This is a genomic window from Candidatus Villigracilis vicinus (assembly GCF_016702885.1).
In the GTDB taxonomy this organism is placed as follows: domain Bacteria; phylum Chloroflexota; class Anaerolineae; order Anaerolineales; family Villigracilaceae; genus Villigracilis; species Villigracilis vicinus.
In genome coordinates this window covers 15,152-36,030 of record NZ_JADJDD010000016.1, presented here as the reverse complement: position 1 = coordinate 36,030, position 20,879 = coordinate 15,152, and the positions used below count along the sequence as shown (strand labels likewise).

Genomic DNA, 20,879 nt, shown 5'->3' with positions numbered 1-20,879 from the left:
CGTAATTTTTCACCATCTGTTATTATCAGAAAATGAATTTGAAACGAGATTGGGTATTACCATGGGCAGCGTTCCGTCTGCCTTTGTTTGCGCTGGTCGCATATCTTTTTCGATACCAATTGGTTGGGTTTTACGAAAGCACGTTCGGTTTTTTAGGGCGGATGGATTTCATTGTATTCACCATTAGTACACTCTCAACGCGTCTGCTTCTATACTTTATCTTGATCCTCGGGCTGGGGTTGGGGTTTTGGCTGGTCAAAAAACTGGTCTTCCTCTCCAATACAGTAAGGTATCTCACCTCCCTTGCAGGGGCGTTTTTGGTCATTTACATATCCTACACTTATCTCTTCCAGACGACGGCTGCGTTTGCAAGGACAACTGCGGTAACTACGCTTCTCGCCCTGAATACCCTCCCACAGGAATGGCTTGCAAGGGGACTTGCATCAGGCAGATGGGTCGACCTAATTTTTATGGCTGGTGTTGGTGTGGTGGAAGCGTTCATTCCCCAATCGTATATTCTTTGGTTGATGGAAAAAGGTCGAGCGGGAAATACCGCCAGAAAATGGGCGTGGTTGAGTGGAGTGACCGTTGCATCTCTATTTTGGATCTTTCTATTTGTCCCCTATAACAACCCGAGAGTCTTTAGTCTTGCTGAAAAAATACATGCCGACCCCTCAGTCGAAAAGTTTGCCACGGGAATTTACAACTGGGTCGAGTTAAACCCAGACTATGACTTACTCTACGTTGTTGGGCGCGGAACCAACTTCATGCTGGCGTTCGATACAAATCATCTCGAGCAGCCTCCGCTCAGGTCTCGCGAAGACATTGGTAAGACTCAGAGTTTTGCTTTTAACCCGGTGCTTCAAGAACTGTACGTATATAAAGCCGAAACACGCGAATTGGTCTATTTGAATGCCCTGACCTTGGAAACGCTCAGGTATGTGCCTGTACCAGACCTTTCGCCAGGAGATGTATGGATCCAGTGGCAGGCACGCGACGACACCATCGTACTCTCTTCCGAAGCAGATGCAGAGATCGGCACACCGGTCTATGTATTCGAACGTGAAAGTGGCAAGATCATTGCCAGTATGCCTTTCCCGATCATCCCAACTGCATACTTGATATTTCACCCTGAAAAGCCATTGATGTATTTCAATTCCTTTCGCGATCCATATTTTGCGGTTTGGGATATGACAGACTACAAAATCACGAAACAGGTAGAAATTAGCCCGCGGACAGATCGTATGATCTTTTCTGCAAAAGATAACGAAATCTGGATAGCCTCGCCGTTGGATGGCGCGATCCTTCGGTACAACGCAGATACGCTTGAAGCTACAGGAAGAATTAAAGCGAGCCTGGGGGATCGAACCTTGACACTCGACACAACAAGAAACCTGTTGCTCACTGGGAATTTCATGAACAACAGGCTTGTCGTGATCAATCTGACCACAAATAAACCAATTTCAAGTTTTTACCTGGGACCCTGGATCCGCACCATCGCATTGGATACAGAAAAAGGATTGGCTTACGTATCCACGGTGCGGGGCATGTTCAGGGTTACTTACACCAAATAACAGACGCTACGAGCCGAACTTTTGCAGAATCTGCATAAAAACCGCCTGATCCTCAGGCATGATCTCAGCAATCGCGAAACCCACTTGGTACAGATTCGGTTGAAAGACATCCATTTTGCACCACTTGGTACGAGCAACAAAAATAATGAAGGGGACAGCCGCTACGTCAGGCGTCAATTCAATACGCAGATAGTAATCCTTATTCAAAGGCAAAGGTGCCACCGTTTCCAGCCTCAATCCGGTGGAACTGACCTCCACCATATGACCAAGGATCTCACTGGTGTCATCATCCATGACACGCATGTACATGTTAAATTTCTTGCGCGGTACGGTGCGTTTTTCTGGCATCCCATTCTCCTTCAAGGCAGAATTATTCCGTAACTTTTCGGAATCTTAACACAAGGCAGAACCTGGGAATAGATGTCTTTTGTACTGTTTTCCTCTTTTAAGAGTCGAAAAAGTCTGATTTTATTTTGGATCCATTTGCCATCGGGGGGTACGCCTGCATGAAATCTTCTCGTTCGCCGAACAATCGCGTTACAAAGCCCATCAGCCCGCGGCGCATCTGAATGCCGCCCTGCGAAGCATGTTGAGCACTGGCACGCGTCTTTATCTCAGCTACAGAACGGGTATTAATACGCACATGCACGGGGAAATCCACCTCAGCAAGTTCCTTCAAATTGATATCGCCATTGCGCCCCCATTTGGTGGGGTCTTTACCGATCAAGGGCATCAGGTTTGTCATCACACGCAGGAACCAGCGTGGAAAGACCTGAAAATACAAAGCGCTTGGCTTGAAACCTTCGCCAGCCTCCGGATGGAAATTTTCGTCATCTGCATTGGCAAAAGCAAGTACCGTTGCCTTATGAATATGGATATGATCCGGATGCTTATATCCGCCAATCGGGTCAAACGTAATCACAACATCTGGCTTGATCGCACGGATATGCTTTACCACCTTACCCGCCACTTCTTCGACAGGATGATTAATCTGCGCATCAGGATGCTGATTGGCTTCCATGCCAGGCATACCTGAATCACGATACCCAAGGAAGATCACTTCCTTCAAACCCAGTTCCTTGGCAGCACGCATCAACTCATCTGTACGCATCTCGGCAGTGTCTTTAAAACTTTTCAAATGCTCCGCGTCCACCGTCCCTGCTTCGCCGCGTGTAGCGCAGACATAATACGTCTCATACCCACGCTGCGCATATAATGCCAGCGTACCGCCCAACCCAAACGACTCATCATCCGGATGAGCCAATACTGCCAAAACTCGTTTCGTCATATTAACCTCTTTGATCAATGATACTTCTTTGACGTTCAAAACGTTCACAAGTTTACCCCAGCACGGTATAATGAGTTAGAAATAAAACGAAAAAGGATACCCAGCGAATGACAGACAGCAAGTAGTTAAACCAATTGTTTCAGGGCACTTCCCTATTGGCGTTTAATACTGCCGAGGCATGCCCTCGGTTTTCTATTTAACTACGGAGTTCGTTCATATGCTTAGTATCCACAATATTTCAAAATATTTCGGTATCCAACCCGTTCTCAAAAATATCAACTTTAATATCAACACAGGCGAGCGCATCGGGCTGATCGGCACAAACGGCTCCGGCAAGACCACGCTCATGCGCATCCTTGCCGGTCTGGAACATCCTGACGCGGAGCGTGGGAATGTTGCTTTTACGCGCCAGAATCTACGCCTCGGCTACCTTGCTCAAGGAATGGATTTCTCCCCCGAACAAACGCTTCACTCTGCGCTCGGGCTGGATTCAGATTCCCAAACCAACCCCGCGCTCGAAGTGGAGTCACTCGCTCTGGCATTATCGCAAAATCCAAACGATGCTGTGCTCCAAGCACAATACGATTCGGCGTTGCGCAAACTCTCAGGAGAGGGCATTCAACCGTCGGCGGTGTTGGAGCCGTTGGGCTTGTCTCACTTCCCCGCTGATACGCCCGTCGCCCATCTCTCCGGCGGGCAAAAGACTCGTCTCATGCTCGCCAAAGTTTTGTTGGATGATCCACATCTTCTGTTGCTGGACGAACCGACCAATCACCTTGACATAGAAATGCTCGAATGGCTCGAAGGTTGGTTGAAGGGATTCAAAGGCGCAGCCCTGATCGTCTCACACGACCGCACATTTTTGGATAACACAGTAACAAGAGTACTGGAATTGGATTCAATTACGCATGGCATCAAGTCTTACGAAGGCAATTACAGCGACTATCTTGACGCGAAAGATCATGAGTGGAACAAGCAATGGGATGCGTATCGCGATCAGGAAACTGAAATTCGCCGCATGAAAGATGATATCAATCGCACCAAGCAACAAGCCCTGCATGTAGAAATGACTACCACCCCGCGCCAACCGGGTGTGCGCCGTATTGCAAAAAAGGTGGCAGTGAAGGCAAAATCTCGCGAGAAAAAATTAGACCGCTACATGCAATCGGATGAACGTGTAGAAAGACCGATGCCCAAATGGGGCATAAAACTAGACCTTGCCCAGCCGGAACATCAGTCGAAAGATGTGTTGGTGACCGATTCGCTCTCGATTGGCTACACGCTAGAGAATCCGTTACTGACGGACATAAACTTATTCATCCGTGCAGGTCAGCGTGTGGTGTTAACGGGTCCCAATGGAGCAGGCAAGACATCCTTTATTCGCACTGTGGTTGGGAAGATTCCCCCATTGAAGGGCTCGTTCCGTTTGGGAGGCGCAACCAAACTTGGTTATATGGCACAGGAACAGGAGTTGCTCAACCCGGCTTTGAATTCGGTTCAAACCATTCAAAGCGTCTCAACGATCAACGAAACTGAGACGCGCAACTTCCTACATTACTTCCTCTTCAAGGGAGATGCAGCGTTACGTCCCGCCGGTGATCTTTCTTTCGGCGAACGTGCCCGTTTACAACTGGCTCTGTTAGTAGCACAAGGCTGTACATTTTTGATCTTAGATGAGCCCATTAATCACTTGGACATCCCATCACGTGAACGCTTTGAAGAAGCCCTGGAGAATTTCAATGGGACCATCCTCGCTGTTGTCCATGATCGCAGCTTTATCGAACACTTCGCTACAGATATTTGGCAGGCACGCGATGGAAAGATTTATAAATAGGAGACTGTAACATGATCACCTACCGAAACTACGAAGACAAAGATTGGCAAGCCATTTGTCAGATCCACGATCGGGCAAGACCCGACGAACTCAAAGGTTCCTGCGACCCGCGCGGATTTATCCCGATCGAGCAGGATAAGGAAGTGGAAGACTTGAAACGCAGCAAGAAATTCGTCGCATGTGATGGTGAGACCGTGGTCGGTTTTGTCGGCGTGGACGAGGATTACCTCGCCTGGCTTTATGTGGATCCACCCCACTACGGCAAAGGCATCGGACGTGAACTGCTGCGCATTGGCATCCGCGAGATCGGCGCTGGCGCATGGACCATTGTCCTCGATGGAAACAAAAGCGCCATCAAACTCTATGAAAGCGAAGGCTTTAAAGAGGTCGGGCGTTTCAACGGCGAGAACAACGGCTACCCGGTCACTTGCATCAAGATGAAACGGCTGCCAAAGTAGAAAATAGGCATTGCCAAAATAGAACTTTTGTTCTAAAATCAAGCTACCCACTTTAATAATGAAAGGAAGTGTTTAATGTTGAACTTGAATTCAGTCATGCTTGGAACACAACAATCTTCGGCGATGGTAGCTTTTTATGAAAAACTGCTTGGAAAGCCCGCCGATATGGTTGACCCCGATAACGGCTTTTGGGGCTGGCAGGTTGGCAATGTATTTTTGGGGATCTTGAACCATTCTGAAATGGGAGGCAAGGCGAAAGACGCCGGGCGCATCATGCTCAACTTTGAAACGCCGCAAGTTAAAGAAGAGTTCGAACGCCTCAAAACCATTGGCGCAACCGTCATCAAAGAACCGTATGGCATGGGTGAAGGTGAAGGGGCAATTGCCACCCTGGCAGACCCGGATGGGAATTTCTTCCAACTGATGAACCCGATGTAATTTTTTTTCAGATATTCAAACAAACTCACTTCGATCTAAACCTTCGAGGTGAGTTTGTTTTTAAGAGTAAAAATTTTCGAAATCAAATCGTTGAGCAACGTGGTTTAATTGATGAAATCTTTGCGGCGAAGGTAACCATTACATGAAAAAACGCGTCTATATTATTTACACCGGCGGGACGATTGGTATGCAGCCTACATCAGAAGGCTATGCCCCTGCGCCCGGATATTTGGCAGAGCAGATCCTATCCATGCCGGAGCTAAAAAGTGAATTGATGCCTGAGGTGGAAATTCATGAATATGATCCACTGCTTGACTCGGCGAACATGACCCCCGAAGATTGGTACAAGATCGCCCGTGACATTGGCAATCATTACAACAACTACGACGGCTTCATCATTCTACATGGCACAGATACGATGGCGTACACCGCATCCGCTTTGCCGTTCATGCTAGAGGGATTAGGAAAACCTGTCTTGCTCACCGGCTCGCAGATTCCGCTGTGCGAAGTCCGCAACGATGCGCGGGCGAACATCATCACCGCACTCACTGTCGCTGCCAATTTCAATATTCCCGAAGTCTGCTTATGCTTTGGCAATCAACTCCTGCGCGGATGCCGCTCGGTCAAAGTCAGCACCGATGGCTTGGACGCTTTCGCCTCCCCCAACCTGCCTCCGCTTGGTGACATCGGCGTGGAGATTCGCGTCCACAAGAATTTGGTATTGCCCGCACCGCAGATCTCATTACAAGTGCAGGAATTGAAACAAGTTAACGTGGGCGCACTGCCCTTGTGGCCCGGTATCCCTGCGCAGGTCGTGCGCAACTTCCTCCAACCGCCATTACAAGGATTGATCCTGCGAGCCTATGGCGTTGGCAATGGTCCCACCAACAACGCGGATTTTCTCGCCGCGCTCGAAGAAGCCACCGCCCGCGGCGTGGTTATCGTGGATTGCACGCAATGCCTACGGGGTAGTGTCCACCTTGGGGACTATGCCACCGGCTCCGCCTTGGCTCGAGCCGGAGTCATCAGCGGCTTCGACATGACCGCCGAAGCCGCGTTGGCAAAACTCTCGTATCTATTCAGTCAAAATCTTCCTGTAGATGAAATCAAACGCTTGATGCAAACCGATTTACGCGGGGAATTGACTAACTAAATTATTCATTCGTCTTTCTGTAGTCTTGCACCACCTCATAATGTTCCACAGTGGGGAACGGATCATAAAAAGGGTGCAACAACTTACGCCATTCTTGATATTGCTCCGAGCCGCGGAATCCAACTGTATGCGCTTCCAGCGTTTCCCATTGCACCAACAACAAATATCGATTCTCAACTTCCAAACAATGCTGCAACTGATGCCAGTGATACCCATCCATGCTGGAAATAATAGGCGACGCTTTTGCAAACGCCGCCTCAAATTCTTTTTCCTGACCGGGGATAATATTCAGGATGACCACTTCGAGGATCATTTTCTGACTCCAGACAACGCGCTTCGGAACTCCGCCGCAAACTGTTTCGCTGTTTCAACAGGCGTTTTGCTTCCGCCGATCGTTTTCACACACGCCGAGCCGACAATGACTCCATCCGCGAGTTGACCGACCTGTTTGGCTTGTTCGGGTGTGCCAATGCCAAATCCCACACACACCGGCGCGGACGTATGTGCCCGCACGCGATTAATCAAATCACCAAGGTCATTTGAGATTTCCCGTCGTTCACCCGTCACACCTGTCACTGAAACTAAATAAATAAATCCCTTTGCATTGCGGGCAATAGATTCCATGCGCTCATCAGGTGATGTCGGCGCGAGCATTTGGATCAACGGCATATCGCCATTAATGGATTGAAATTCCTCTGCTTCTTCCAATGGCAGGTCAGGGATGATGAATCCATCCGCGCCTGCTTCACGAGCATCGTGGATAAATTTCTCCAGTCCATACGCCAGCATGGGGTTGAAATATCCCATCAGAATCAGCGGGATGGTCACGCCGCGATTGCGTAGTTCTTTCACGGCTTCCAGAGATTTCTTTACTGTGATTCCCTTTTCCAACGCAACTTGCGTGGCTTGCTGAATCACAGGTCCATCTGCAAGCGGGTCGGAGAAGGACAGCCCCACTTCGATCAAGTCCGCGCCGTTTTTGGCAAGGGCTTCGATCACATCAATGGAGGTGGGCAAGTCAGGATAGCCCAAGGGGAAGTAGGGCATGAAGATGGGTTTGTTTTGAAAAGCAGATTCAAGTCTGTTCATGAGTTCCTCGTGTTTCGAGAATCGGGAGTCGGGATTTGGGAATCGGAAAGCATGTCCAGTAGCCAATTCCCGATTCCCAATTTACCGATTCCCTAATTCCTTTATCACCGTATTCAAGTCTTTATCACCACGCCCCGACAGGTTCACCAAAATCACCTGATCCTTGCGCATGGTCGGCGCGCGCTTGATGACTTCCGCCACGGCATGGGATGATTCCAATGCAGGGATAATCCCTTCGGTGTGGCACAAGGTTTGGAAGGCGCTCAGTGCTTCTTCATCGGTTGCGGAGGTGTAGAAGGCGCGTTCGGTATCGCGCAGCATGGCGTGTTCGGGACCGACGGCGGCGTAATCCAAACCAGCAGAAACCGAATGTGTCTCAGCAATTTGACCATCGTCATCTTGCAAGACATACGTTCGCGTGCCGTGGATGACGCCCACGCGTGCCTTGGTCGCGTCGCCGAAGCGAGCCGCGTGTTTGCCCGAAGCGATTCCGCTGCCGCCTGCTTCGACGCCGATGAGTTCCACGCCTTCGTCGTTGACAAATCCGCTGAAGACGCCGATGGCATTCGAGCCGCCGCCCACACAGGCGATGACCGTATCGGGCAGGCGTCCCGCGTCCATGAGCATTTGCTCGCGCGCCTCACGCCCAATCACAGACTGAAACTCGCGCACGATGGTCGGGTACGGATGCGGTCCCAACGCCGACCCCAAAAGATAATGCGTATCACGCACGTTCGTCACCCAATCACGGATGGCTTCGTTGATGGCGTCCTTCAAGGTCTTCGTGCCTGACTCAACGGGTCGCACTTCCGCCCCAAGCAACTTCATGCGGAAGACGTTCGGCTCCTGACGGGCAATGTCCACGGATCCCATGTATACGACACATTCCAATCCAAGCAGCGCCGCCGCGGTTGCGGATGCGACTCCATGTTGACCTGCGCCTGTCTCTGCGACGATGCGTTTCTTGCCCATGCGCTTCACCAACAACGCCTGTCCCAATGCGTTATTGATCTTGTGCGCGCCTGTGTGCGCCAAGTCTTCACGCTTCAAATAGATTTGCGCGCCGCCCAATTTTTCAGAGAGGCGTTTGGCGTATGTGAGCGGCGTGGGTCTGCCGACAAATGACGCCATCAATTTATCGAACTCTTGATTGAAGGCTGGGTCATTGCGCGCCGAGACGAATTCACGCTCCAATTCAATCAGCGCGGGCATGAGCGTTTCGGGGACGAATTGTCCGCCGTAGGGACCGAATTTGTGGGGTAATAAAGTGGTTGACATAAGTTCTCCGTTATCAGATATTCGATAATCGTAATTCGATATTTGGGATTGGGAATTTATCTACGCTGATTCCGAATCTCGAATATCGAGTATCGCTCTCACGAACGCTTTCATCTTCCCCGCATCCTTCTCCCCTGGAGCGGATTCAACACCCGAAGCCACATCCACGCCCCAAGGTTGGACTTGGCGAACGGCGTCCGCGACATTTTCGGGGGTGAGTCCGCCCGCGAGCAGGAGCGGATATTTTTTTGCGAGTTCCGCGGCGGCTGTCCAATCGGCGGTGACTCCGCTGCCGCCGTAGACGCCTTTGACGGCGGCGTCGATCAACATGGCAGGCGCTTCATTTCTTTCATAACCTGCATTTGATTCTGGGATTCCGCGAAAGGCACGGAAGGCGTGCGGGACGAGTTGGGCAAAAATCTCTGGCGTTTCGTCGCCGTGGAGTTGGGCAAGGTCAAGGTGACAGGTTTGCAGGATGTCTTTGATTTCATCTACGGATGAATTCACAAACACGCCGACAAGTTTGATTTGCGGATGTTCACGCTTCAGCATGGATGTGATGTCAGCGCAAGCAGATTTTTCAATGAAGCGCACACTCTTGGGGTAGAAATTAAAACCTAAATAGTCGGCGCCTGCTTCGATGGCGGCTAATGCGTCTTTCAATGTTTTTATGCCACAGATTTTTATGATTGTCATTATTTCAACCATGTCATTGCGAGAGCCGCTTTGCGGCGAAGCATCTCTCGTTCAGACCATTCGCTTCGCTCAGGTGACACCCGATAGTTCTCGGACTTTCGCGGGGATATCTTCAGATGTGACTAAGGCTTCACCTACTAAGATGGCGTCTATTTTGGCTTTCGCTAAACGTTCAACATCTGGGGCGGTGAAGATGCCACTTTCGGCGACGACGGTGATTTCGGCGGGAATCATTGGGCGGAGGCGTTCGGTGGTGGTGAGTGAAACGTCGAAGGTGGCGAGGTTGCGGTTGTTGATGCCGATGAGTTGGATGTTGGGAATTTTCAAGGCGCGTTCGGTTTCGGCTTCGTCGTGGACTTCGACGAGGGCGGTGAGACCTAAACTCAAAGCGCAGGCGTGGAGGTCGGCGAAGTTTTTGTCGTCTAACAAAGCGGCGGCGATGAGGAGGATGGCGTCGGCTCCGTTGGCGCGGGCTTCGTAGATTTGGGATTGGTCGATGATGAAATCTTTACGGAGAAGGGGAATGAGATTCGGGAATCGGTTCGTAGGGTGCGAAGTGTTTCGAGTTTGCCTTGGAAGAATTTTTCGTCGGTGAGGACGGAAATTGCGGCGGCGCCGTTTTGGGTGTAGATGTCGGCAACTTGGAAGAGGTCGAGGTGCGGGGCGAGGATTCCCTTCGAGGGTGAAGCACGCTTGAGTTCAGCGATCAGGCTCGGGCGGAGTCCCCCTACGGGGATCATATCCCGAGCGGCGGCGCTGTATGGCGGCAAGGAAATCTCTGGGCGTTGGACTCTGCTCGGCGGCGTGGCGCAAGGCTTGGGCGTCGAGCGCCGCAATTTCCAATCGTTTTTGGTCGAGGATTTTTTCTAAGATGTTTGTCATGGCGGGTTTCTGTAGGGCGGATCGCGATCCGCCCCGCGGTGAAGGCGATGAGGGCATTTAGTTTTTCAAGAGCCTTGCCGCTATCGAGAGATGCGGTGGCTTCGGCGAGCGCGGATTTGAAGTCGCCTGTTTCGGCGGCGAGGGCGGCGGCGGTGTTGAGCAGGACGGCGTCGCGGCGGGCGCCTGTCAGTTTATTGGAGAGAATGTCTCTCATCATCTGCGCGGACTCGTCGGGGGTGCCGCCGCGCAGGTCAGCGACAGTGCAGGGCGCGAGACCGAGGTCGGCGGGGTTGAGATCGTAGGTTTCGACATTGCCGTTGCGAAGATGGCTGACGCGATTGACGCCCGTGGGATTGAGTTCGTCGAGACCGTTGGCGCCGTGGATGATGAGCGCGGCTTGGCTGCCGAGTTCTTTGAGCACGTGCGCGAGCGGCTCGGTGAGTTTGGCGTCGTAAACGCCCGTGAGTTGGATGCGCGCGCCCGCGGGGTTGGTGAGCGGACCGAGGACGTTGAAGATGGTGCGCTGACCCATCTCTTTGCGCGGACCGACGGCGTGTTTCATGGCAGGATGAAACTTGGGCGCGAACATGAAGCCGATGCCGACCTGCTCGATGGCTGCGGCGACTTGATCGGGCGTGAGGTCGAGATTGACGCCGAGCGCGGAGAGAACATCCGCGCTGCCGCATTGAGAGGACGCGGCGCGGTTGCCATGCTTGGCAACTTTGCGTCCCGTGCCTGCGAGGACGAATGCGGCGGCGGTGGAAATGTTGAACGTGTGCGCGCCGTCGCCGCCTGTGCCGACGATGTCGTAGATGGGATCTGCCGAATTGACGTTGACCTTCACGGCGACATTACGCATGGCGCGGACGGAGCCTGTGATCTCGGGGATGGTCTCGCCTTTCATGCGCAATGCGGTGAGATACGAACCGATCTGCGCGGGAGTCGCGCCGCCTGTCATGATGACGGTCATCGCTTCTTCGGCTTCGAGGTCGGTCAGGTCGGTGCGGTTGATGACTTTGGCGATGAACGGTTTGAGCATGACGGGTTCGGTGGATGGCGGAGGCGCGATCTTGATATCGAGGAAGTTCTTGAGCAATTGCTTGCCATGCTCGGTGAGGATCGACTCGGGGTGGAATTGCACGCCGTAGGTCGGGTGCTGCTTGTGCTTGAGTCCCATCACTTCGCCTTCGTCGGTTTGGGCGATGACTTCGAGTTCGGCGGGAATCGGTTCATAGACGACGAGCGAGTGATAGCGCATGGCTTCGAAGGGAGTCGGGATGTCTTTGAAGATGCCCTGCTGATTGTGTTTGACGGGCGAGGTCTTGCCGTGCATGAGGCGCGGAGCGCGGTCCACTTTGCCGCCGTAGATGGCGCCGAGGCATTGATGCCCGAGGCAGACTCCCAGCACGGGGACTTTGCCCGTGAAGTATTTGACGGCTTCGGGCGAGACGCCGCCATCTTTGAGCGGTTCGCCTGGACCTGGGGAGATGACGAGGTGGTCGGGCTTGAGGGCGATGAGTTCGTTCAGCGAGATCTGGTCGTTGCGGTAGACGCGAATGTCCGCGCCGAGTTCGCCGAAGTATTGAACGAGGTTGTAGGTGAATGAGTCGTAGTTGTCGATTAGGACTAGCATGATTAAAACCTTTCTTCGACATTGCGAGGGCGATGCTCTTCCGCCCGAAGCAATCTCACCCATTGTGTTGGGATTGCTTCGTCGGGCTCCGCCCTCCTCGCAATGACGGATTATTCTTCGTTCCCGAAAATATCCAATTCATCCGCGAACAGATCGAGGGAGTAGGACAAGCCTGTTTTCTCGCGGACGAGTTCCATGGTCTGTTTGGCTTCGGCTTGCATGCGGCGGATGCCGTTGGCGAGGACGTCGCGCGGAATCATGGGATGGGCGAGGAAGTAGGCGCGTTTTTCGCGGATGGGTTCGAGGAAGTTGTTGATGGCGCGGGCAAGTTTTTCCTTGACTTCCACGTCGCCGACTTTGCCCTGGCGGTAGCGTTCCTTGAGGTCGTCCACTTCGGCGTAGGAGGGATTGAACGCGTCGTGGTAGATGAAGACGGGATTGCCTTCGACCGTCCCAGGGTCGGTGGCGCGGAGTCGCTTCGGGTCGGTGTACATGTTCATCACCTTTTGTTTGACCGTCTCCGCATCGTCGGAAAGATAGATGGCGTTGTTGAGCGACTTGGACATTTTGCTTTGTCCGTCTGTGCCGACCAAAAGCGGAACATCACCGATGATGGATTCGGGTTCGGGGAAGACTTCGCCGTAGAGGTTGTTGAAGCGACGCGCCATCTCGCGGGCGAGTTCGACATGCGATTGATTGTCGCGCCCAACAGGGACGGCTTGCGCGCGCGGGAGGAGAATATCCACGGCTTGCAAGACGGGATAGCCGAGCAGACCAAATGGCATGGAGTCCATGTTGGCGTCGCGTGCCATGTCTTTGAGGGTGGGCATACGTTCCAAACGCGGAACGGTGACGAGCATTTCAAAGAGCAGATTCAACTGGAAGGTTTCAGGCACAGCCGATTGCACAAAGATGGTGCTGACGTTCGGGTCAATGCCGACGGCAAGATAATCCAAAACAATCTCGCGGATGAAGGTTGGCACTTCTTTGATGTATTCGCGCTCGGGTTTGGTGGTCAGCGTGTGCAAGTCCGCGATGATGAAGAAGGAGTCGTATTGATGCTGCAAGCGCACGCGGTTCGAGAGCGAGCCGACGTAATGTCCGAGGTGCAGGCGTCCTGTGGGGCGGTCGCCAGTGAATAAGCGGGGTTTGGTATTAGGCATGGGTTAGGTTCCTTTTGATCGGTTGGTGGTCGATGGTTGGTAGTTGGTGGCAGTTCTACTGTCAACTACCAACCGTCCACCGTCAACTATTCGATTCAGCAGTATCAATAGCCTTCAACATCGCACTCGCCTTATTCACCGTCTCTTGAAATTCGGCGGTGGGATTCGAGTCTGCGACGATGCCCGCGCCTGCTTGCACGCTGACGGTGTCCCCGCGCCCGACCATGGTGCGGATGGCGAGGCAGGTGTCCATGGCGCCGTCGAAGCCGAAGTAGCCGACCATGCCTGCGTATGCGCCGCGCGCGTCGGGTTCGAGGTCGGCGATGATCTCCATTGCGCGGACTTTCGGCGCTCCGCTGACTGTGCCAGCAGGAAACGCTGCACGCACTAAATCGAACGCGGTCAGTTCAGGTTTCAACTTCCCTTCCACGTGCGAGACGATGTGCATGACGTGTGAATATTTTTCGACCGTGAAGAAATCCGAAACGCGCACGGTGCCATATTCGCACACGCGCCCGAGGTCGTTGCGTCCGAGGTCAACCAGCATGACATGCTCGGCGCGTTCCTTCGGGTCGGCGAGGAGTTCTTGCGCGAGAGCGTCGTCAGCGGCGTTGTCTTTGCCTCGGGGTCGCGTCCCAGCGATCGGGCGGAGTGAGGCGGTTCTTCCTTCCAAACGCACGAACATCTCAGGCGACGATCCGCACAGATAGAGCGGCTCACCGTCCACGGTTCCGAAATCAAAAAAGAACATGTACGGCGACGGGTTGAGTCGGCGCACGGCGCGATAAACATCGAACGGCTCGACGTTGGTCTCGCGCGTGAAGCGCTGCGAAAGCACCACCTGAAAAATATCGCCCGCCAAAATATTTTCCTTCGCGGCGCGCACCATGTCTTCGTACGTGCCCTGCGTGTGATTCGACTTGACCTTCGACGGCTTGACCTCGACCTTTGGCGCAGGCGGCAGCGGCTGTTCGATGCGCGCGGCGATCGCGTCCAGTTTTTGATTCGCGGCTTCGGTGTTGCCATCCAAGACATTGGCGATGAGGAAGATGCTGCGACGCGCATGGTCAAAGGCGACGATGGTATCTGCCAGCATGTAGATGCCGTCGGGAATGCTCGCGCGCTTCATTCTGGACTTTAGGGTTGGTTCAAAAAACCGAACCGACTCGAACCCGAGAAAGCCCACCAACCCACCCGTGAAGCGCGGCGCGTTCGGCACGCGGACAGCGGGAAAGCGATCCATTTCATTTTGTAAAAAGCGCGTCGGGTCGCCTTCGACATGTGTGGTGCGTGAACCATGTTCGTCTTGAATTTCAATTTCTTCATCACGCAAGATGTACAACGCTTTTGGCTGAACGCCGATGAACGAATAGCGCGCAATGCGCTCGCCGCCTTCGACAGACTCCAGCAAAAACGACGCGCCGTCTCCGCGCAGTTTGAGATACAGGCTGACGGGAGTCTCGAGGTCAGCGGAGATTTCTCTGATGATGGTTTGTACATTTGTTGATTCAAGTAGCATTTGACGCTCCTTTTCGATATTCGATATTGGATACTCGAAAACCGAATATCGATGTTCGAATATCGTTAAATTAAAATCCCCTCCTGTCCATTGGGACGAGAGGGGAATCTCGTGGTGCCACCCAAGTTAAACGCCGTTTTAACAAAAAATTCCTGCGTGATGCACACAGGAAAAGGAAGCCAGCGTCACTCTTTAGTTTGCTAGTTCGATAGTTGACTAGTTATCTAGTCTCGAATATCTAATATCTATCTCTCTAAGAAACTCTGCGGGGTAACGGGTGCAGTTCCCGTCTCTGGTACTCGCTACTAGTCTCGAATTATCGAATATCTAGTATCTTTCTCTTCACAACTCGGAGGTCCATTCGACTTCTGCGCTTTTGCCTCGCTTTCAGAACTTCTGCTCGGCTCTCTGGAAATCGCTTTGAAGTGTACTCGTCCTCGTCAGCGTTTTTGGTTTATGTTGGGCGAGATTTTACGTCCGCGGGCGGGATGTGTCAAGGAGAATTACACCTCCAAATCCCCGATCCAAATTGCCCAATCAATCGCCTTCGCAAGCGGAGCGTCCGCGGTGATGAGTGGTTATCGCTCGCGATCCTCAAGGAGCAGGTCTGATGACGGGGGCGCATTTTCTGGAGCCTTGAAACGTCTACCTTGGATGGAATTCAAAACTTTCATCTGCTTTATGCGGCTTTCTTCGATTTCAATGGCTTGGGAAAGCAAATCAATCACCTGCGCGTTCAGAGAGCGATTCTTGGCATTTGCCATGACCTGAATACGTTGGTACAAATCGTCGGGCATATTGTAGATTTGAAGTGTACTCACAAGATTATCCTTCGCTATGAAAGGTTATTTTCGTTTCTACGACAAAAAGACAATATCCATCGGTGAGCGCAGGAGCTGCAAGGTATTATCTTTTATTTGAACAATTTCACTCAGCTTCACAAAATCCTGGTCGCTGATAATAAATACAGTCGGGTCGCCATCTTCAAATAGCCCAGCCAACCTCAGGCTTTTATCATTTTCATCGAAATCATAGGGGCTATTTTCGCGCAAGGCATTCCAATAGTCCTGCATGCGCTGGGAGTACCAGGTTTTGGCGATTTTGCGGAAAAGATACGGGTGAATCTCCATCTCGTCCGTGATATTTTTGAGGTCGGATATCTTTATCCCATCGGCAACGCTTCGATCGTACACCCATAGGTTCGGAATTTTACGAGTTCTTTCAGCGGTACTATTTTCAAGGGCTTGTCTCTTTTGATGTCCGTCCGCTTGGGCACGACGCACGGCTTCAATCAATTTATCGCGCAGTCGTCCAGCCAGGGTCATAAAGAAATAGGGATACACCAATCCGTACCGTAGGAGTTGATAGTTGACGCTTTTTTCCAAGCGATTGGCGAGCATCTCTTTCGTCAACTCGGAACCGTCAGGGTCATTCGTATCGCCAGGGAACACCCAGGCGAGCGGACGTCCATTCTTTTCGATGTTGCTGGTCACGATGTAGGCGGGAATGTGGTCTGTCTGTTTCTCGTCCAGCCAAACTTCCTGTCCATCTTTTTCAAAACAGGCTTTGGCAACCCAGGTGGTCTTACCGAATTTGCGCCACTGCTGCTTTTTTACACCCACCAGCCACATAAATGCTTCAGCGGCGACGCGTCCAATTTCTTCTGGCTGCTTGTAATGACCCGGTTTCGGCTTCCCTTCCTTGTCTTTTTCTCTTTCGATTTCAAGTCAGGCGGAGTCGGCAACGGCATGGGTCCGAAGTGTGTCTCCAACGCGTCAATGCCTTCCAAACGCAACTGAACCGCGCCGTTCTCTTTGGTCAACTTTTCGGTAAAGATTTCTTTATTTTCGTTTTCCAATCCATCCCACAGGGCTGGGTTGGCTGCCTTGAACATCATCGAGTCGCCATCAGGCGAATATCCCACCACATGCATTGAGCCTTTGATCAATAAATATTTCATCTGATTTCCTCGGTGAAAAGTTGATTCGCGCAGGACGAATTTTCAAGTTTACCAAAATTCCCCTCAAGCTAGTGTAATAACTTGCCTCAATAGCTATGAAGCGTGGAAAAGCCTACTGAAAAGAGCGGACAGAATGGGTATACTTCGCCAAACTTTTTAGCGAGGTGCCTCATGTCTGCAATGAACGCTTTTGTCCTGAAACACATCCGCGTATTTGAAATGATCGGCGTCATCATGCGCATCTTCAGTTTTAGCCTTGTCAGTTGGCTCGGACCTGCCAGTCCCTTCATGTTCGTGTGGGTATTTAACACCATCGACGCACTTCTGCTCTCGTGGTGTGCCATTCTCAAGAAAGACCGGGCTTACACTCTGCTGAACGTTTTTTGGGTTTTGGTTGGTGTGGTCGGTGTTTTACGTGCCGGGAATTTTATCCAATAACATCCCTGCAGATCCGGGAAAATCCTTGTGCATGAGGAAGGGCAGATTACACACAAATACTCTGATTCCGCCCGGCATGTTTGGCGGCGTAGAGTCGCCGGTCCGCTTCGAGGATGAACCAGTCGTAATCATGCTCATCTGAGGTTGGGGTCGCGGAAAACACGCCCAAACTCAAGGTAACCGAATCACTGACAGAGGAACCTTCGTGTGCAATGGCAAGGTCTGAAACTTCTTTGCGAAGTAATTCAGAGATCCTGCACGCCTCGGTCATATTCGTATTCAAGAGGACAATCGCAAATTCTTCTCCGCCAAAGCGGGCGATCAGGTCTGTGCTGCGCCTGCAATGCTGTGCCAAACTTTGCGCCACCTCGATCAGACACTTATCCCCGGCAATATGACCGTAATAATCGTTGTAGCTTTTGAAGAAATCAATATCCGCCATGATCAATGCCAGCGGCTCTGCGCGGCGGCGGCTTTCCGAAATCCCATAGGTCAGATGCTCCCTGAACCTTCGACGGTTGGCGAGATTTGTCAGGCTGTCAAAGTGCGCAAGTTGTTCCAATTCTTGATTCGCGATTTTGAGCAGGTTATCGGTCCGCTCGCGCTGTAGCAGCAAAAAACCACTTCCGCTGATGATCATAAGGAAGTAGGTCGAGAGGAAGGTCAGGTTTTGAGAAAACTCGTTCGACATCAATCTGTAATTGGTATCCAAAATAGCATTGATACCACGAACCAGCAGAATAACGCTTGAAAGCACAAAAACAGCACTGAGCAAATAGCGAAGAATCGATCTTTTACCACTGCGTGACAATAAGACCGTCACCGAAAGAAAAATCACAGATGCAAAGAAGGATGAGACATACACATATTCATTTGGTCTTCTTGCAAATCCCCAAAAAGCCAGGATAAATACAGTTACAAGGAAAGCATAAAAAATTGCAAATTTTTTGTTGCCTTTTTCAACAGAAACCAATGCCAAAGCTTCCAATGCAAGCCCGGCGATAAGAACCGAATTCCCTGCATACGCCGAAAACAGATCGGGAATATAGCCGCGCAATGCAAGCAAAATCCACGCCACACTTTGCATGATCTTTCCCAGCAAATACCGACGATTTGTAGAATACACGATCGTATTACTGGAATAAACAGCCAACATGCCAGCAATAATAAGGTTCCCAAAAAACAGGAACAACAGGATCGTGGGCATGTCCATCTTAATTGGCAGCATACTTACCCGCATTACCGTAGATACGATCAAGATAAATCAAATAAAACTCCATATACCATACCTGTAGAACAAACTTCGCGAAGACCCTTTATTATAAAACCCTCCCGGTCATAAATACACTTGAGTTGTAGCGCCTTGCATCCATTGGGCAGCACTCTTTGACCATTGACAAACCTTTCAAATACGTGTATATACACTAATTATGTTCAAGGACTTACCCAAAGAAAAGTTGTATGAGTTCTCGCGTCAAGCCGTGCCGTGTGTGGGGTTCAACACCCGCCGCGCCACAAGGCTGATCACCCAGTATTACGACAAGATGCTTGCCCCGGCGGGAATCCGCTCGACGCAGTATTCGCTGCTCAGCCTGCTGGATATGATGGGCGAAGCGCCGATGCAGGAAGTTGCCTACGTGCTGGCGATGGATAGGACGACTCTGACTCGGAATTTGAATCCGCTTGTAAGGGCGGGGCTGGTCAAGGTCAACGTAGGAAGCGATCGCCGTTCCCGCCCGCTGATGCTGACTCCCAAGGGCAAGTCCACGCTGGAGAAGGCGCTTCCCTATTGGCAGAAGGCGCAGTCACACATTGTAGATGAGATCGGTGCCAAGCAATGGGATTTGATGATGCGAGGGCTTCATCAAATTTCGATGATCGTAGAGGAAACCGAGGAGATGAAATGACAAACAGGACACGACCCAGTTGGTTGGACGAAAAAGAATATCCTTTCAAGGATCATTATTTCAAAACTCCGCAAGGTGACATGCACTACGTGGACGAAGGCACCGGCAACCCGATCGTGTTGCTGCATGGCAATCCGGGTTGGTCTTTTGAATACCGCGAGATCATCAAGGAGATGTCCAAGACCCAGCGCTGCATTGCACCCGATTACATCGGCTTCGGGCTTTCGGACAAACCCGCCGATTGGGATTACCTGCCCATTCACCATACAAAGCATGTGAGCAACCTGCTCGACAGCCTGAACCTGGATAACATCACCCTCGTGTTCAACGACTGGGGTGGTCCATTTGCCATGGCGTATGCGATCAAGCATCCTGAAAAGATCAAAAAACTTGTGGTTACAAATAGCTGGTTCTGGCCCGTCACGCACATCCCGAATTTCACGAGATTTAGCGGTATGGCAGGCGGACCCATCGGCAGATTCTTCACGCTGAATTTCAACATGATCGGCAGGGTCTTATCGAAAGCCGCATACGGACCGAAGAAAAAAATGCCAGAAGAAGTGCGCAAGCATTACTACATGCCGCATCAAGAGAAAACTGCGCGCAAAGGCACATGGGTTTTCCCGCGTGAGATCATCGGATCAACAGCCTGGCTTCAGGTTTTATGGGCACAACGCGACCGCATTGAGCACATCCCCACTGCCATCGTATGGGGCGACTCAGACATTGCCTTCAAAGAAGGTGAACTAAAAGTGTGGACTGATCTGATGAAGAATCACACACTCACAATCTTGAACAAGATCGGTCACTACCCGCCCGAAGAAGCGCCGGAAGAAGTGATCAAGGCATTGAAAGCATGAACCCAACCGCAGAAAAAGCTATTGCCGCCTATGGTGGTAAAGAACTCTGGTCGAAGGCAAAACGCATCGAAGCCGAAGTCAGTGTGCATGGCTGGGCGTTCACGCTGAAGGGTCGTCCATTTTTCAAGCACGCCAAAATTGAAATGGATATTCATCGTCCATACTCACGCTTGACGCCCATTGGTAAAGATCCGCAAATTGCGGGTGTGCTCGATGGGCATGATGTACGCCTTGAGGATTCAAATGGCAAGGTCATTGAAGAACGCAAAGATGCGCGACGCTACTTTCCCGGCGGCAGACGTCTCTTCTACTGGGACGATCTGGACATGTCCTACTTCGCCAACTACGCCTTCTGGAATTATTTCACCCTGCCCGCCTTGCTCATGCGTGATGATATTGACTGGAAAGAGATCGAACCTGGCTGGCTGGAAGCGACCTTCCCGGAAAGCATTCCCACCCACTGCAAGGTTCAGCGCTTCCGCTTTGACCTGAAAACGGGTCTGCTCATTCAACATGACTACACCGCGGATATCATTAGCAAACTCGCCACCGCCGCGAATGTTGTCCTTGAGCACAAACAAGGAGATGGGTTCGTTTACACCTCACGCAGGTTGGTCACGCCGCGTTCGCCATCTGGGAAGCCCCTACCAGCACCAACCTTGATCGATATCACAGTTCACAACTTTAGCATAAAGAAATGACCTCAACT

The 20,879-nt window shown here is 51.6% G+C and carries 24 protein-coding genes; 9 read left to right on the top strand and 15 right to left on the bottom strand.

Going from position 1 to position 20,879, the window contains the following annotated elements:
* Positions 1 to 32 precede the first annotated feature (32 nt).
* Positions 33 to 1,574 (top strand): hypothetical protein, encoded by a 1,542-nt coding sequence (locus tag IPG80_RS13235; RefSeq protein WP_345107599.1) that lies wholly within the window; start codon positions 33 to 35, stop codon positions 1,572 to 1,574.
* Between the two features lie 6 nt (positions 1,575 to 1,580).
* Here IPG80_RS13235 and IPG80_RS13230 read toward each other — a convergent pair whose 3' ends face one another.
* Complete coding sequence (locus IPG80_RS13230) at positions 1,581 to 1,922, bottom strand: PilZ domain-containing protein (protein ID WP_345107597.1); 342 nt, start codon at positions 1,920 to 1,922, stop codon at positions 1,581 to 1,583.
* Between the two features lie 97 nt (positions 1,923 to 2,019).
* The gene (locus IPG80_RS13225) at positions 2,020 to 2,862 is read right to left on the bottom strand and encodes a PIG-L family deacetylase (RefSeq protein ID WP_345107595.1); all 843 of its coding nucleotides are present in this window, start codon (positions 2,860 to 2,862) and stop codon (positions 2,020 to 2,022) included.
* Between the two features lie 217 nt (positions 2,863 to 3,079).
* Here IPG80_RS13225 and abc-f point away from each other — a divergent pair, with 217 nt between their 5' ends.
* The 4 genes from abc-f to ansA all read left to right on the top strand — a co-directional run bounded on the left by abc-f (position 3,080) and on the right by ansA (position 6,745).
* Entirely contained in the window at positions 3,080 to 4,696 is a 1,617-nt protein-coding gene (gene abc-f, locus IPG80_RS13220) for a ribosomal protection-like ABC-F family protein (protein ID WP_345107594.1), read from the top strand.
* An 11-nt stretch (positions 4,697 to 4,707) separates the two neighbouring features.
* Positions 4,708 to 5,154 carry a GNAT family N-acetyltransferase gene (locus IPG80_RS13215; protein WP_345107592.1) on the top strand — a complete coding sequence of 149 codons (447 nt, stop codon included), beginning with the start codon at positions 4,708 to 4,710 and terminating at the stop codon, positions 5,152 to 5,154.
* Between the two features lie 96 nt (positions 5,155 to 5,250).
* Positions 5,251 to 5,592 (top strand): VOC family protein, encoded by a 342-nt coding sequence (locus tag IPG80_RS13210; protein ID WP_345107590.1) that lies wholly within the window; start codon positions 5,251 to 5,253, stop codon positions 5,590 to 5,592.
* Between the two features lie 142 nt (positions 5,593 to 5,734).
* Positions 5,735 to 6,745 (top strand): asparaginase, encoded by a 1,011-nt coding sequence (gene ansA, locus IPG80_RS13205; RefSeq protein WP_345107588.1) that lies wholly within the window; start codon positions 5,735 to 5,737, stop codon positions 6,743 to 6,745.
* A gap of 1 nt (position 6,746) precedes the next feature.
* Here the strand turns inward: ansA and IPG80_RS13200 are convergent, their stop codons facing one another.
* The 12 genes from IPG80_RS13200 to IPG80_RS13145 form a co-directional block, all read right to left on the bottom strand.
* Complete coding sequence (locus IPG80_RS13200; protein ID WP_345107587.1) at positions 6,747 to 7,058, bottom strand: antibiotic biosynthesis monooxygenase; 312 nt, start codon at positions 7,056 to 7,058, stop codon at positions 6,747 to 6,749.
* Positions 7,055 to 7,834: a tryptophan synthase subunit alpha gene (gene trpA / locus IPG80_RS13195; RefSeq protein WP_345107586.1), complete on the bottom strand. Its 780-nt coding sequence runs from the start codon at positions 7,832 to 7,834 to the stop codon at positions 7,055 to 7,057. The genes IPG80_RS13200 and trpA overlap by 4 nt, the downstream gene beginning before the upstream one ends.
* Before the next feature lie 81 nt (positions 7,835 to 7,915).
* A complete protein-coding gene (trpB, locus tag IPG80_RS13190) occupies positions 7,916 to 9,112 on the bottom strand; it encodes a tryptophan synthase subunit beta (protein ID WP_345107585.1) in 1,197 nt (398 codons plus the stop codon).
* 60 nt (positions 9,113 to 9,172) lie between these two features.
* Positions 9,173 to 9,808: a phosphoribosylanthranilate isomerase gene (locus tag IPG80_RS13185; RefSeq protein WP_345107583.1), complete on the bottom strand. Its 636-nt coding sequence runs from the start codon at positions 9,806 to 9,808 to the stop codon at positions 9,173 to 9,175.
* 69 nt (positions 9,809 to 9,877) lie between these two features.
* Entirely contained in the window at positions 9,878 to 10,291 is a 414-nt protein-coding gene (locus IPG80_RS13180) for a hypothetical protein (protein WP_345107655.1), read from the bottom strand.
* On the bottom strand, positions 10,231 to 10,548 hold the full coding sequence (locus IPG80_RS13175) for a hypothetical protein (protein WP_345107581.1): 318 nt from the start codon (positions 10,546 to 10,548) through the stop codon (positions 10,231 to 10,233). Before IPG80_RS13175 ends, IPG80_RS13180 begins: the two co-directional genes overlap by 61 nt.
* Complete coding sequence (trpD, locus tag IPG80_RS13170) at positions 10,545 to 12,323, bottom strand: anthranilate phosphoribosyltransferase (RefSeq protein ID WP_345107579.1); 1,779 nt, start codon at positions 12,321 to 12,323, stop codon at positions 10,545 to 10,547. The genes IPG80_RS13175 and trpD overlap by 4 nt, the downstream gene beginning before the upstream one ends.
* Before the next feature lie 110 nt (positions 12,324 to 12,433).
* Entirely contained in the window at positions 12,434 to 13,486 is a 1,053-nt protein-coding gene (trpS, locus tag IPG80_RS13165; protein ID WP_345107577.1) for a tryptophan--tRNA ligase, read from the bottom strand.
* 82 nt (positions 13,487 to 13,568) lie between these two features.
* Positions 13,569 to 15,005: an anthranilate synthase component I gene (gene trpE, locus IPG80_RS13160; protein ID WP_345107575.1), complete on the bottom strand. Its 1,437-nt coding sequence runs from the start codon at positions 15,003 to 15,005 to the stop codon at positions 13,569 to 13,571.
* A gap of 578 nt (positions 15,006 to 15,583) precedes the next feature.
* A complete protein-coding gene (locus IPG80_RS13155; protein WP_345107573.1) occupies positions 15,584 to 15,826 on the bottom strand; it encodes a hypothetical protein in 243 nt (80 codons plus the stop codon).
* A gap of 36 nt (positions 15,827 to 15,862) precedes the next feature.
* Positions 15,863 to 16,636: a hypothetical protein gene (locus IPG80_RS13150; RefSeq protein ID WP_345107571.1), complete on the bottom strand. Its 774-nt coding sequence runs from the start codon at positions 16,634 to 16,636 to the stop codon at positions 15,863 to 15,865.
* The gene (locus IPG80_RS13145) at positions 16,618 to 16,965 is read right to left on the bottom strand and encodes a hypothetical protein (protein WP_345107569.1); all 348 of its coding nucleotides are present in this window, start codon (positions 16,963 to 16,965) and stop codon (positions 16,618 to 16,620) included. The genes IPG80_RS13150 and IPG80_RS13145 overlap by 19 nt, the downstream gene beginning before the upstream one ends.
* 171 nt (positions 16,966 to 17,136) lie before the next feature.
* On the opposite strand from IPG80_RS13145, the gene IPG80_RS13140 reads away from it, so the two are divergent.
* Positions 17,137 to 17,403, top strand: coding sequence for a hypothetical protein (locus tag IPG80_RS13140; protein ID WP_345107567.1), 267 nt, complete (start codon positions 17,137 to 17,139; stop codon positions 17,401 to 17,403).
* Positions 17,404 to 17,449: 46 nt separating this feature from the next.
* Here the strand turns inward: IPG80_RS13140 and IPG80_RS13135 are convergent, their stop codons facing one another.
* Positions 17,450 to 18,631 (bottom strand): diguanylate cyclase, encoded by a 1,182-nt coding sequence (locus IPG80_RS13135; protein ID WP_345107566.1) that lies wholly within the window; start codon positions 18,629 to 18,631, stop codon positions 17,450 to 17,452.
* A gap of 202 nt (positions 18,632 to 18,833) precedes the next feature.
* On the opposite strand from IPG80_RS13135, the gene IPG80_RS13130 reads away from it, so the two are divergent.
* The 3 genes from IPG80_RS13130 to IPG80_RS13120 are packed head-to-tail and all read left to right on the top strand — an operon-like array spanning position 18,834 to position 20,871.
* The gene (locus tag IPG80_RS13130; RefSeq protein ID WP_345107565.1) at positions 18,834 to 19,310 is read left to right on the top strand and encodes a MarR family winged helix-turn-helix transcriptional regulator; all 477 of its coding nucleotides are present in this window, start codon (positions 18,834 to 18,836) and stop codon (positions 19,308 to 19,310) included.
* Complete coding sequence (locus tag IPG80_RS13125; RefSeq protein WP_345107564.1) at positions 19,307 to 20,170, top strand: alpha/beta fold hydrolase; 864 nt, start codon at positions 19,307 to 19,309, stop codon at positions 20,168 to 20,170. Before IPG80_RS13130 ends, IPG80_RS13125 begins: the two co-directional genes overlap by 4 nt.
* Positions 20,167 to 20,871, top strand: a complete 705-nt coding sequence (locus tag IPG80_RS13120) for a hypothetical protein (protein ID WP_345107562.1) — start codon at positions 20,167 to 20,169, stop codon at positions 20,869 to 20,871. The genes IPG80_RS13125 and IPG80_RS13120 overlap by 4 nt, the downstream gene beginning before the upstream one ends.
* Positions 20,872 to 20,879: the final 8 nt, after the last annotated feature.

Bases quoted from the DNA above. Each gene is read 5' to 3' on its own strand.
- IPG80_RS13235 (WP_345107599.1), top strand. From the start codon at position 33: ATGAATTTGAAACGAGATTGGGTATTACCATGGGCAGCGTTCCGTCTG.
- IPG80_RS13230 (WP_345107597.1), bottom strand. From the start codon at position 1,922: ATGCCAGAAAAACGCACCGTACCGCGCAAGAAATTTAACATGTACATG.
- IPG80_RS13225 (WP_345107595.1), bottom strand. From the start codon at position 2,862: ATGACGAAACGAGTTTTGGCAGTATTGGCTCATCCGGATGATGAGTCG.
- abc-f (WP_345107594.1), top strand. From the start codon at position 3,080: ATGCTTAGTATCCACAATATTTCAAAATATTTCGGTATCCAACCCGTT.
- IPG80_RS13215 (WP_345107592.1), top strand. From the start codon at position 4,708: ATGATCACCTACCGAAACTACGAAGACAAAGATTGGCAAGCCATTTGT.
- IPG80_RS13210 (WP_345107590.1), top strand. From the start codon at position 5,251: ATGCTTGGAACACAACAATCTTCGGCGATGGTAGCTTTTTATGAAAAA.
- ansA (WP_345107588.1), top strand. From the start codon at position 5,735: ATGAAAAAACGCGTCTATATTATTTACACCGGCGGGACGATTGGTATG.
- IPG80_RS13200 (WP_345107587.1), bottom strand. From the start codon at position 7,058: ATGATCCTCGAAGTGGTCATCCTGAATATTATCCCCGGTCAGGAAAAA.
- trpA (WP_345107586.1), bottom strand. From the start codon at position 7,834: ATGAACAGACTTGAATCTGCTTTTCAAAACAAACCCATCTTCATGCCC.
- trpB (WP_345107585.1), bottom strand. From the start codon at position 9,112: ATGTCAACCACTTTATTACCCCACAAATTCGGTCCCTACGGCGGACAA.
- IPG80_RS13185 (WP_345107583.1), bottom strand. From the start codon at position 9,808: ATGACAATCATAAAAATCTGTGGCATAAAAACATTGAAAGACGCATTA.
- IPG80_RS13175 (WP_345107581.1), bottom strand. From the start codon at position 10,548: ATGATCCCCGTAGGGGGACTCCGCCCGAGCCTGATCGCTGAACTCAAG.
- trpD (WP_345107579.1), bottom strand. From the start codon at position 12,323: ATGCTAGTCCTAATCGACAACTACGACTCATTCACCTACAACCTCGTT.
- trpS (WP_345107577.1), bottom strand. From the start codon at position 13,486: ATGCCTAATACCAAACCCCGCTTATTCACTGGCGACCGCCCCACAGGA.
- trpE (WP_345107575.1), bottom strand. From the start codon at position 15,005: ATGCTACTTGAATCAACAAATGTACAAACCATCATCAGAGAAATCTCC.
- IPG80_RS13150 (WP_345107571.1), bottom strand. From the start codon at position 16,636: ATGTGGCTGGTGGGTGTAAAAAAGCAGCAGTGGCGCAAATTCGGTAAG.
- IPG80_RS13145 (WP_345107569.1), bottom strand. From the start codon at position 16,965: ATGAAATATTTATTGATCAAAGGCTCAATGCATGTGGTGGGATATTCG.
- IPG80_RS13140 (WP_345107567.1), top strand. From the start codon at position 17,137: ATGTCTGCAATGAACGCTTTTGTCCTGAAACACATCCGCGTATTTGAA.
- IPG80_RS13135 (WP_345107566.1), bottom strand. From the start codon at position 18,631: ATGCTGCCAATTAAGATGGACATGCCCACGATCCTGTTGTTCCTGTTT.
- IPG80_RS13130 (WP_345107565.1), top strand. From the start codon at position 18,834: ATGTTCAAGGACTTACCCAAAGAAAAGTTGTATGAGTTCTCGCGTCAA.
- IPG80_RS13125 (WP_345107564.1), top strand. From the start codon at position 19,307: ATGACAAACAGGACACGACCCAGTTGGTTGGACGAAAAAGAATATCCT.
- IPG80_RS13120 (WP_345107562.1), top strand. From the start codon at position 20,167: ATGAACCCAACCGCAGAAAAAGCTATTGCCGCCTATGGTGGTAAAGAA.